This is a genomic window from Planktotalea frisia, from assembly GCF_001890925.1.
GTDB lineage: Bacteria > Pseudomonadota > Alphaproteobacteria > Rhodobacterales > Rhodobacteraceae > Planktotalea > Planktotalea frisia.
Genome location: NZ_MLCB01000007.1, coordinates 1 through 10,905 on the forward strand (window position 1 = coordinate 1; position 10,905 = coordinate 10,905).

9 protein-coding genes are annotated in these 10,905 nt (G+C 54.4%); 1 reads left to right on the top strand and 8 read right to left on the bottom strand.

Annotated features, from left to right (window positions below):
* Positions 1-129: 129 nt before the first annotated feature.
* From lpdA to PFRI_RS00385, 6 genes are all read right to left on the bottom strand, one after another.
* The gene (lpdA, locus tag PFRI_RS00360; RefSeq protein WP_072628789.1) at positions 130-1,863 is read right to left on the bottom strand and encodes a dihydrolipoyl dehydrogenase; all 1,734 of its coding nucleotides are present in this window, start codon (positions 1,861-1,863) and stop codon (positions 130-132) included.
* A 14-nt stretch (positions 1,864-1,877) separates the two neighbouring features.
* Positions 1,878-3,134, bottom strand: coding sequence for a 2-oxo acid dehydrogenase subunit E2 (locus PFRI_RS00365; RefSeq protein WP_072628790.1), 1,257 nt, complete (start codon positions 3,132-3,134; stop codon positions 1,878-1,880).
* Positions 3,135-3,154: 20 nt separating this feature from the next.
* Positions 3,155-5,812, bottom strand: coding sequence for a pyruvate dehydrogenase (acetyl-transferring), homodimeric type (gene aceE, locus PFRI_RS00370; protein WP_072628791.1), 2,658 nt, complete (start codon positions 5,810-5,812; stop codon positions 3,155-3,157).
* 305 nt (positions 5,813-6,117) lie between these two features.
* Positions 6,118-7,281, bottom strand: a complete 1,164-nt coding sequence (locus tag PFRI_RS00375; RefSeq protein WP_072628792.1) for an alpha-hydroxy acid oxidase — start codon at positions 7,279-7,281, stop codon at positions 6,118-6,120.
* Between the two features lie 115 nt (positions 7,282-7,396).
* On the bottom strand, positions 7,397-8,188 hold the full coding sequence (gene trpA / locus PFRI_RS00380) for a tryptophan synthase subunit alpha (protein WP_072628793.1): 792 nt from the start codon (positions 8,186-8,188) through the stop codon (positions 7,397-7,399).
* 181 nt (positions 8,189-8,369) lie between these two features.
* The gene (locus PFRI_RS00385; protein ID WP_072628794.1) at positions 8,370-8,780 is read right to left on the bottom strand and encodes a VOC family protein; all 411 of its coding nucleotides are present in this window, start codon (positions 8,778-8,780) and stop codon (positions 8,370-8,372) included.
* A 110-nt stretch (positions 8,781-8,890) separates the two neighbouring features.
* On the opposite strand from PFRI_RS00385, the gene ychF reads away from it, so the two are divergent.
* Entirely contained in the window at positions 8,891-9,988 is a 1,098-nt protein-coding gene (gene ychF / locus PFRI_RS00390; RefSeq protein ID WP_072628795.1) for a redox-regulated ATPase YchF, read from the top strand.
* Here ychF and PFRI_RS00395 read toward each other — a convergent pair.
* Both PFRI_RS00395 and PFRI_RS21915 read right to left on the bottom strand, forming a co-directional pair.
* Positions 9,985-10,659 carry a substrate-binding domain-containing protein gene (locus tag PFRI_RS00395; protein ID WP_342742255.1) on the bottom strand — a complete coding sequence of 225 codons (675 nt, stop codon included), beginning with the start codon at positions 10,657-10,659 and terminating at the stop codon, positions 9,985-9,987. The genes ychF and PFRI_RS00395 overlap by 4 nt on opposite strands.
* On the bottom strand, positions 10,622-10,837 hold the full coding sequence (locus PFRI_RS21915) for a LysR family transcriptional regulator (protein ID WP_342742256.1): 216 nt from the start codon (positions 10,835-10,837) through the stop codon (positions 10,622-10,624). The genes PFRI_RS00395 and PFRI_RS21915 overlap by 38 nt, the downstream gene beginning before the upstream one ends.
* Positions 10,838-10,905 lie beyond the last annotated feature (68 nt).

Genomic DNA, 10,905 nt, shown 5'->3' on the forward strand with positions numbered 1-10,905 from the left:
GTCAGCGATCGCCCTCGCTGCAACCGTCATATTCTGGTTATGAGTCCTGAACCTAAGGAAAGTTTCTACATAGCAATACCACCCGCCTTTATGGGGCGCGCGGTATTGCAAGTGTTTGGTTTTCTCCGCTTACTTCTTTTTTTTCGGCGGCATGAGATCCGTGATTGTACCTTCGAACATTTCGGCGGCGAAGTTGACGGTTTCCGACAATGTGGGATGTGCGTGGATGGTGTGGCCTAGATCGACCGCATCGGCGCCCATTTCGATAGCGAGGCCAACTTCAGCGATCAGATCACCGGCGTTGATACCCACGATGCAGCCGCCAATGACGCGTTGATCTTCAGGGTTGAACAGCAGCTTGGTGATGCCTTCTGACCGGCCGTTCGAGAGGGCTTTGCCCGAAGCGGCCCATGGGAACACGCCTTTCTCGTAAGGAATGCCTTTGGCTTTGGCCTCGGTTTCGGTGACGCCGCACCATGCGACTTCGGGGTCGGTATAGGCCACAGAGGGGATCAGTTTGGCATCAAAGTGACGCTTATGACCGGCGCAAACTTCGGCGGCGACTTTGCCCTCGTGCACAGCCTTGTGCGCGAGCATCGGCTGGCCCACCAGATCACCAATCGCGAAGATATGCGGCACACCTGTGCGCTGCTGGCTGTCCACGGCGATAAAACCGCGCTCATCCACAGCAACACCTGCCGCAGCCGCGTTAACCTTGCCACCATTCGGCGTGCGCCCGACTGCGACAAGAACCTTATCAAACGTATCCGTCGTCATCTCACCCTTAGCATCCTCGAACGTCACTTTGAGACCCTTCTTTAGGGCCTCCATCCCGGTGACTTTGGTCTTCAAAAGGATGTTCTCGTAACGGCCTTTGATGCGGGTGTGCAAAGGTTTGATGATGTCTTTGTCAGCGCCCGGAATGATTTGATCCATCAGTTCTACGATGGTCACGTTGGAGCCAAGCGCGTCGTAAACGCAGGCCATTTCCAGACCGATGATCCCACCGCCCAGAACCAACATACGCTTAGGTATGTCTTTGAGTTCCAACGCACCGGTTGAATCAATCACACGTTCGTCGTCATGCGGTAGGAACGGCAGGTTCACAGGTTCGGACCCAGCCGCGATGATGCACTGATCAAAGCTGACGGTCGTTGTTTTGCCACCCTCAGTGATTTCGATCATGTTCGCTCCGGTGAACTGGCCTGTGCCCTTTACGGTCTTCACTTTGCGTGCTTTCGCAAGCCCTGTAAGACCGCCCGTGAGTTGACCGACAACACTGTCCTTAAAACTGCGCAACTCATCCAGATCGATCTGGGGTTTTGCAAAAGTGACACCATGCGCGCCCATTTCTTCGGCCTCAGTGATCACCTTCGCGACGTGCAGCAATGCTTTAGACGGGATACAGCCGACGTTCAAACACACACCGCCCAAAGTCGGGTTCTTCTCAATGAGAACAACCTTCTTGCCCAAGTCCGCCGCGCGGAACGCAGCGGTGTAGCCACCGGGACCAGAGCCAAGAACAACCACTTCGGCGTGGATATCACCCGCGCCGCGCGCCGTGCCAGTCGCAACCACTTGCGTCGGGGCAGGTGCAGGGGCTTCCTCGGCCCGTTTCGGGGCCTCCTCAGCGCCAGCGCCTTCAAACACCATAATTACAGTGCCCATAGAGACTTTGTCGCCTTCGGCCACTTTGATCTCTTTGACGGTACCACCCACAGGGGCCGGCACTTCCATTGTGGCTTTGTCAGATTCCAGCTCGATCAAAGCATCTTCCGCGGCGACAGTGTCACCAACAGAGACCAAAACAGAGACGACAGGAATGTCATTAAAATCACCAATATCGGGTACTTGGATTTCCATCAGACTATCTCCCCCTACCACATCAACTTGCGCATATCGCCAAGCAACGTCTTGAGTGTCACGGCAAAGCGTGCGGCCAAAGCGCCATCGACAGCACGGTGATCGTAGGACAATGAGAGCGGCTGCATCAGGCGCGGCACGAACTCTTCGCCGTTCCAAACAGGCGCCATCTTTGAGCGCGTGAGGCCGAGAATTGCCACTTCTGGCGCATTCACAATCGGCGTGAAGCTCGTGCCACCAATGCCGCCCAAGGACGAGATGGTGAAGGTCGCGCCTTGCATATCCGCCCCTTTGAGCTTGCCTTCGCGCGCAGCCGCGGACAGGCTCATCAGTTCTTTGGAGATCTCGACAAGACCTTTCTTATCCGCATCCTTGATCACTGGCACCATCAGGCCAACAGGTGTGTCAGCTGCAAAACCAATGTTGTAAAAGTCCTTCTTGATCAGCTTGTCGCCATCGGGATGGATCGAGGAATTGAACTCCCAATGCTCTTTCAGCGCCGACACAGAGGCTTTGATCACAAAGCTTAGCAAAGTGACGCGGTAGCCTTGTTCCTTGGCCATCGTGTCCATCTCTTTACGGTATACATCCAGATCCGTGATGTCCGCTTCGTCGTTATGCGTCACATGCGGAATGTTGAGCCAAGAACGGTGCAGCGCCGGGCCGCTGAGCTTCTTGATGCGTGGCATCTCGACATTTTCCACAGGGCCGAACTTGGAAAAATCGACGACTGGGATCGGTGGAATGCCCATGCCCCCCGCCGCGCCGCTTGTTGATGCGGGAACGGAGGTGGCTTTGAATGCCTTGGTGATGTCTTCGCGCAAGATGCGGCCTTTGCGGCCTGTGCCGTTCACTTTGGCCAGATCAATCTCAAGCGTGCGCGCAAAGGCCCGCACCGATGGGCTGGCATGAGCTTTGCCAAACCCTGCATCCATGACCGGGGCCACAGAAGCCGCTGCTGGTGCAGGCGTGGGTGCCGCTGCCGGAGCCGGAGCTGCCTCTGCTTTCGGAGCGTCAACAGGAACCGCCGCAGCGCCCTCACCCTCCAAGATCAGGATCAAGGATCCCATAGAGACAGTGTCGCCCTCTGCCACCTTGATCTCTTTCACCACGCCCGCCGCCGAGGATGGCACTTCCATCGTCGCCTTGTCGCTCTCGAGTTCAACGATCGGATCTTCAACCGCTACCGTATCGCCCACGCTGACTAGAACGGTCACCACTGGAATGTCGTTAAAATCGCCGATGTCAGGGACTGTTACTTCAATAGCCATGTTATTCTCTCCTTCCCCAATTAAACCAAGCGGGGGTTCGGCTTTGCGCCGTCAATGTCATATTTAGAAAGCGCGGATGTCAGATCCTTCTCGGAGATCACCCCCTCCTTGAAGAGCTGCACCATCGCCGCCGCCGCAATGTGGTTCGCGTCCACTTCAAAGAAGCGGCGCAGGTTCACACGGCTGTCCGAGCGCCCGTAGCCATCCGTTCCAAGCACTACAAACTCTTGCGGCACATAAGCGCGGATCTGCTCTGCGTAGTTCTTCATGTAATCGGTCGCACAAATCACAGGGCCTTTCGCCCCGCTCAAGACTTGCGTCACATAAGGCATCTGCGCGTCCGCCAACGGGTTCAAACGGTTGTGACGTGTCGCATCCTGACCATCTCGGGCCAGCTCGTTAAAGCTGGTCGCAGACCAGATATCAGAGGTGACACCAAAGTCTTCCTTCAGCATTTTCGCCGCCTCCATCGCCTGCACCAAAATCGTGCCAGAGCCCATCAGGTTCACATGCTTTTTCGCAGGTTTCGCTGTTTTGCTGAGACGATAAAGACCTCTGATGATCCCCTCTTCCGCACCCATCGGCATTTCTGGATGTGCGTAGTTCTCGTTCATAAGTGTCAGATAAAAGTACACATCTTCTTGATCCACAAACATACGCTGCAAGCCGTGATGCACCAGAACCGCAACCTCAAAGCTGAATGTGGGGTCATAAGAGATACAGTTCGGGATCGTGCTCGCGAGGATATGGCTATGCCCGTCCTCATGCTGCAAGCCTTCGCCGTTCAAGGTCGTGCGTCCCGCCGTGCCTCCCAGCATAAAGCCGCGCGCACGACTGTCGCCCGCCGCCCAAGCCAGATCGCCAATGCGTTGGAAACCGAACATGGAATAGTAGATAAAGAACGGCACCATCGGCACGCCGTGGTTGGAATAAGACGTCGCCGCCGCAATCCAATCCGCCATCGCGCCCGCCTCGTTGATGCCCTCTTGCAGAACCTGACCGTCGGTGGATTCCTTGTAGTAAGACATCTGATCGCGGTCTTCGGGCGTGTAGTTCTGCCCCATCGGATTGTAGATACCAACCGAGCGGAACAGCCCTTCCATACCAAACGTGCGGCTCTCGTCCGGCACAATCGGAACCACTTGCTTGCCCATATTCTTGTCGCGCAAAAGCGTCGTCAGAATGCGCACGAACGCCATCGTGGTCGAGATTTCGCGATCCCCAGTGCTTTTTAGTTGAGCATCAAACTTTTCCAACGGTGGGATTTCCAGCTTGGGCGCATCGCGCCACTCACGCTTGGGGAATTCCCCGCCCAATTCCTTGCGCTTCTCTAGCAAATACGCTTTTTGTTGATTATTCAGCGACACAAACGGCGCCTTCGGCAGGTCCTCATCACTTATCGGGATTTGAAAGCGGTCGCGGAACGCGCGCAGCTGATCCTCGGCCATTTTCTTTTGCTGGTGCGTGGTGTTTTGCCCTTCACCCGCTGTGCCCATGCCATACCCTTTGACCGTTTTGATCAACAGACAGGTCGGCTGACCCTTGGTCTCTGTCGCACGTTTAAAGGCTGTATAGACTTTCTTGGGCTCATGCCCACCACGGCGTAGCGCCCAGATTTGCTCGTCCGACCAGTCCTCAACCAGTGCTGCTGTCTCGGGGTATTTCCCAAAAAAGTGCTTGCGGATATACGCCCCGTCTTTCGATTTGAACGTTTGATAATCGCCGTCCACTGTCTCGTCCATCAGCTGGCGCAAACGCCCGCTCGTGTCCTTTTCCAGCAGCGCATCCCAGCCTTTGCCCCAAAGCAGCTTGATCACGTTCCAACCGGCCCCGCGGAAGTCACCCTCAAGCTCTTGCACAATCTTGCCGTTGCCGCGCACAGGGCCGTCAAGACGTTGCAAGTTGCAGTTCACCACGAAGATCAAATTGTCGAGCCCTTCGCGCGCAGCCAAGTCAATCGCGCCACGCGATTCCGGCTCGTCCATCTCGCCATCGCCCAAGAAGACCCAGACCTTACGGTCGCTCATATCGATATGCCCACGGTTGTGCATATACTTCATAAAGCGCGCTTGATAGATTGCCATCAATGGCCCTAAGCCCATGGAAACAGTGGGAAACTGCCAATAATCCGGCATCAACCAAGGGTGCGGGTAAGAGCTCAGACCGCCGCCATTCACCTCAGAGCGGAAGTTGTCCATCTGTTCTTCTGTGAGACGCCCTTCCATGAAGGAACGCGCATAAATCCCCGGGATCACGTGGCCCTGAAAGAACACCAGATCGCCGCCGTGGATCGCAGATTTGGAACGCCAGAAGTGGTTCAAACCGATGTCATACATAACGGCCGAGGACGCGAATGACGCGATGTGACCACCGTATTCACTGCTGACTTTATTGCGCCGCACAACCGTCGCCATCGCGTTCCAACGATTGATCGTGCGAATGCGCCACTCCATGTCCAGATCACCCGGAACATCAATCTCGTCATCCACAGGAATCGTATTCTGATACGGTGTCGTCGCCGAAAACGGCAAAGTCGCACCCGCCGCACGCGCCTGCTGAACAGCCCTATCCAACAAATAATGCGCCCGATCCGCACCATCTTGCTCAATCACATCCAATATCGCATCCTGCCACTCTCGAGACTCAACAGGATCTAGGTCTTTCATCTCTTCGCTCATACGTCCCTCTTCCCTTAAACGTTCTCGCTATTGGATTTTAGTTTAACTCAAAACTAAAATTTCAGCAGCGCAAAATTGGCTGATTAAGACGCAGCATTGTATTCTAAAATTTGAGAATGGCGCACGCATCTTCTTTTGGCGCGTGATTAACAGAGCTTGTTTACCTTAGGTAGAGCTCACAACGAATAGCGCCATGCGCTCAGTGCATGGCGTATAATTTAACACTAAATTAAATTAAAACACTCGGGGTCTAAAACCAACATTCGGCCCAAACCACAGACGACACAGGTGTTACAACAGACCCGCTAGCGCCAATCACCTGTAAAATCTTTGGGAACCAGCAAAACATCTTGATCAAGTTCACTGATCTTGCGTTTTCCGCATAGCGCCATCGAGATATCAAGTTCTTTGTGGATAACCTCAAGCGCCTTGCTCACGCCAGCCTGTCCCATCGCACCAAGCCCGTATATGTACGCACGGCCGATGTAAGTGCCCTTCGCGCCCATCGCCACTGCCTTCAAGACATCTTGGCCAGAGCGAATACCGCTATCGAGATGCACTTCGATCTGATCACCCACCGCATCCAAGATAGACGGCAACATCTTAATTGAACTCATCGCCCCATCCAGCTGACGCCCACCGTGGTTGGAGACGATAATCGCATCGGCACCGACCTTTAGCGCCATTTTCGCGTCTTCCGCATCAAGGATCCCTTTCAAGATGACCTTGCCGCCCCACATCTCTTTGATCTTGGCAATCTTACCCCAATCCAATGAAGGATCAAATTGCTCCGCGGTCCAAGCCCCCAACTGGGAGGTGTCGGAAATGCCATCTACATGCCCGACGATATTGCCAAACTCACGGTTTTTGGTGCCCAACATTTGCAAGCCCCACGTCCACTTGGTCATCAGGTTAACAATCGTCTTCGGTGTCAATTTAGGTGGCGCAGACAAACCGTTTTTCAGGTCTTTATGCCGTTGCCCTAAGATTTGCAGATCCAGTGTTATCACCAACGCAGAACACTTCGCCGCCTTTGCCCGCTCTATCAAACGGCGCACATAGCCTTCGTCCTTCATAGTATAGAGCTGGAACCAAAACGGCTTACTGGTCTTCTCCGCAACGGCCTCAATCGAGCAAATCGACATCGTTGACAGCGTAAACGGCACATCAAATTCTTCCGCCGCCTTCGCCGCCTTAATCTCTCCGTCCGCATGCTGCATTCCGGTCAAGCCGACAGGCGCTAATGCGACAGGCATCGCAACTTCTTGGCCAATCATTTCGCTTGTCGTGGAACGTCCAGTCATGTCCACGGCCACGCGTTGACGCAGTCGGAGTTGATCAAAATCGGATGTGTTTTCGCGAAAGGTCTGCTCTGTCCAACTGCCGCTTTCAGCATAGTCATAAAACATCCGCGGCACACGACGCTCGTAGATACGCTTCAAGTCTTTGATCTCAGTAATCACGGCCATCACGTCATCCTCGCAATAATTGGTAAAATTAATTTACCGCCCAACACTTGAACGTGCAATTAAAAAAGGCGCGCCCCTTTTGGCACGCCCTCGTCAAAACAGTTTTATGTCTGAACTAGGCGCTGTGCGCCCCATCCGACAAAGTTTTCACAAAGGCCAAAACGTCACTAGGACTGTCACCTGCTGCGATACGCTCAACAATCGCAGAACCAACGACCGCGCCATCAGAAATCGCTGCAATCTCACGCGACTTTTCTGGTGTTTTGATCCCAAAGCCTACGATCACAGGCAAGTCCGTCTGTGATTTAATCCGTGCAACCTCAGGACCGACATCAGCGCCCTCTGCATTAGCGGCCCCCGTGATCCCTGTAATCGAGACGTAATACACAAAACCCGATGTGTTCTGCAAAACACGCGGCAAACGCGCATCATCTGTTGTCGGCGTGGCCAAACGAATGAAATTAAGACCCGCAGCCTGCGCCGGAATGCAAAGCTCTGCATCCTCTTCTGGTGGCAAATCCACTACGATCAAACCATCGATCCCCGCATCTTTCGCATCAGTCAAAAATGCATCGACACCGCGCGAATAAATCGGGTTGTAATAGCCCATCAATACGATCGGTGTCGTGTCATCGCTCTGGCGGAATGCTCGTGCCATATCGAGCGTTTTTTGCAACGTCATCCCACTTTCAAGCGCCCGCTGCCCAGCAAGCTGGATCGTCGCGCCATCGGCCATTGGATCAGTAAACGGCAAACCAAGCTCGATAATATCAACGCCCGCCTCTGGTAGACCCTTCATGATTTCCAGCGAAACCGCTGCGTCAGGATCACCCGCCATAATGTAGGAGACAAAAGCTTTCTTGCCACGCGCGCGCAAGCTCTCAAATTTGGCATCAATCCGGGTCATGTCGGTGTCCTTCTACAAACCATGAGTGCATGTGCCGCGAAAGCACGCCCTTTCGCAAGTCCTTCACTTAAAAAAGCCACACGTCTAAAGGCACAACGCGCGTCCTCTCTTCACAAATATCCCTGCCAGAGGCACTGGCACGCCCACAGGCGTGCTCAAACATGCGCGCGCATGCGCTCCTTTAACCAGCGCCTAAGTCAATCATCCAGCCAACGCCAAAACGATCACGACACATGCCAAAGAGCTCTGCCCAGTCTGTTTTCGCCAGTGGCATCGTCACCATGCCCCCTTCGGACATCACACCAAACAACGTTTCCGCTTCCGCTACATTTGCGCAGGTCACACTCATCGCGACACCCTCGACACCATTGTAGTCACTTTCATCAAACACATCAGACGCAAACAATTGGCTGCCCTCGCCCAGATCCAGCGTCATATGCGCTATCTTTTCACCCAAACCCTCTGGCGCGCCTTCGCCCATCATCTCGGCAAAGGTCATGGACATCGTGATCTTACCGCTCAACGCGCTTGCGTAAAACGTCATGGCCTCTTCGCAATGACCCGCAAATGTTAAATATGGTGTTACTTTCATCAACTTCCCTCCTATTTTCGCGCGACCATAGTACAGCATCGCCTTGCACGGCGCTAAAAACCTGCCATATGGAAGCGGATCGCGCGATTGGGCCGAAAAAGGAGAGTGTCATGGGTTTCAAAATGGGTATCGTCGGACTGCCAAACGTTGGTAAATCCACGCTCTTTAACGCATTAACCAAGACTGCCGCCGCGCAAGCTGCGAATTTCCCGTTCTGCACAATTGAGCCCAACGTGGGCGACGTTGCCGTGCCTGATGCACGTCTCGACACATTGGCCGAGATCGCAGGGTCCAAACAGATCATCCCAACACGTATGACGTTCGTGGACATCGCGGGCCTCGTTAAAGGCGCGTCCAAGGGCGAAGGGCTCGGCAACCAGTTCCTTGCCAACATTCGCGAAACCGACGCCATCGCCCATGTGCTACGTTGTTTTGAAGACGGCGACGTCACCCATGTAGATGGTCGCGTCAATCCGGTCGAGGACGCAGAAACCATCGAAACAGAGCTGATGCTCGCGGACCTTGAGAGCGTCGAAAAGCGTCGCCAAGGTTTGACACGCAAAACGCGTGGTGGCGACAAGGAAGCGATCCAACAGGACCGCCTTCTGGAAGCCGCTCAAAAAGCGCTCGAAGACGGACAGCCAGCTCGCACCGTTTCTGTTGATGAAGACGATTTGAAAGCATGGACACTCCTCCAGCTTCTCACTTCCAAACCTGTTCTCTACGTCTGTAACGTCGGCGAATCCGAGAGCGCGACAGGGAATGCGCACTCCGAAGCGGTCGCCGCGATGGCTGCCGCGCAAGGTAATTCACACGTGATTATCTCTGCACAGATCGAAGAAGAGATCAGCCAGCTCGACGCCGAAGAAGCCCAAATGTTCCTTGAGGAAATGGGCCTGGAAGAAGCCGGTCTCGACCGTCTTATCCGCGCAGGCTACGATCTATTGCATCTTGAGACATATTTCACAGTCGGACCAAAAGAAGCGCGCGCATGGACGATCCAGACAGGAACCAGCGCGCCCAAAGCCGCAGGTGTGATCCACGGCGACTTTGAAAAAGGCTTCATTCGCGCAGAAACCATCGCCTATGACGACTACATCGCGAACAATGGCGAGCAAGGTAGCAAAGAAGCCGGTAAGATGCGCGCAGAGGGCAAGGCCTACACCGTTAAAGACGGCGATGTGCTGCACTTCTTGTTCAACACTTAATCCACGGTTTGATCGCTCAGCAACTGCTGCAAAGCAGGATGCGGAAAACGGCGTGGCAAGGTAACAGCGTAGAACGGCTCGGAAATTCCTAGATCAAAGGGCGCAGTGGCCAGACGGCCGCTGTCGATCTCATCGGCGAGCACAACTCTGGGCGCAATCGCAAGCCCAACACCTTCGCGCGCAAGCAAACGCACCATCGCCATATCATCCACATGCGCCACGACGTTGGGCCGAATCCCCAGTCGCGCTACGAGGTTTTCGAACCCTGTACGAATGACATTTTCTGTCGGAACGATCAGCGGTTCGTGCGCCAAAAGCTGCGCGAGCGTTTGGTGCTTAAGGCGCTCAGGCGCACCATGTACCAGCACAGGCTGCTGCGCGATCAGCTGCGCCGCAAAGCTACTGCCCATATCATTTTCAGGCACATGGGTGCTGAGAACCACATCAAGGCCTAGGGTCTCCAACTCTTCAAAAAGCGCCTGCCCCTGCCCTGATTTCAACGAAAACGTATAGTCATCAGTACCAAGCAAAGGGCGCAAAAACTGAAGCTGGAAGTTACGAGACAGCGTGGAAATTGCCCCAATGCGCAAGACCGGTCTGGCGGTGCTGGATTGCTGCAATGTGGCCAGCAACTCATCCCCCGCTTTGAAAAATCTGGTCGGCGTGATCAAGTACGATGCGCCCCTCTTCGGTCAGCACCAATTTGCGTGCAACCCTTTCGAACAATGCAAAGCCAAGGCGCTCTTCGAGTTGGCGGATTTGCACTGACAGCGCAGATTGTGCCACGTTCAAGCGCGCCGCAGCTTGGCCAAGGTGCCCCTCTATTGCGACCTCTCGGAAATAGCGCAGGTGGTGATATACCGCTGCTACCCCAAAACCCGAATTTTTTCATGGGTTATGACGCGGAAATTGTCTGA

What these genes read in the sequence shown, in the direction of transcription:
- PFRI_RS00385 (WP_072628794.1), bottom strand. Translation starts at nt 8,780, where the DNA reads ATGAAAGTAACACCATATTTAACATTTGCGGGTCATTGCGAAGAGGCC.
- aceE (WP_072628791.1), bottom strand. Translation starts at nt 5,812, where the DNA reads ATGAGCGAAGAGATGAAAGACCTAGATCCTGTTGAGTCTCGAGAGTGG.
- PFRI_RS00375 (WP_072628792.1), bottom strand. Translation starts at nt 7,281, where the DNA reads ATGGCCGTGATTACTGAGATCAAAGACTTGAAGCGTATCTACGAGCGT.
- PFRI_RS00365 (WP_072628790.1), bottom strand. Translation starts at nt 3,134, where the DNA reads ATGGCTATTGAAGTAACAGTCCCTGACATCGGCGATTTTAACGACATT.
- ychF (WP_072628795.1), top strand. Translation starts at nt 8,891, where the DNA reads ATGGGTTTCAAAATGGGTATCGTCGGACTGCCAAACGTTGGTAAATCC.
- lpdA (WP_072628789.1), bottom strand. Translation starts at nt 1,863, where the DNA reads ATGGAAATCCAAGTACCCGATATTGGTGATTTTAATGACATTCCTGTC.
- trpA (WP_072628793.1), bottom strand. Translation starts at nt 8,188, where the DNA reads ATGACCCGGATTGATGCCAAATTTGAGAGCTTGCGCGCGCGTGGCAAG.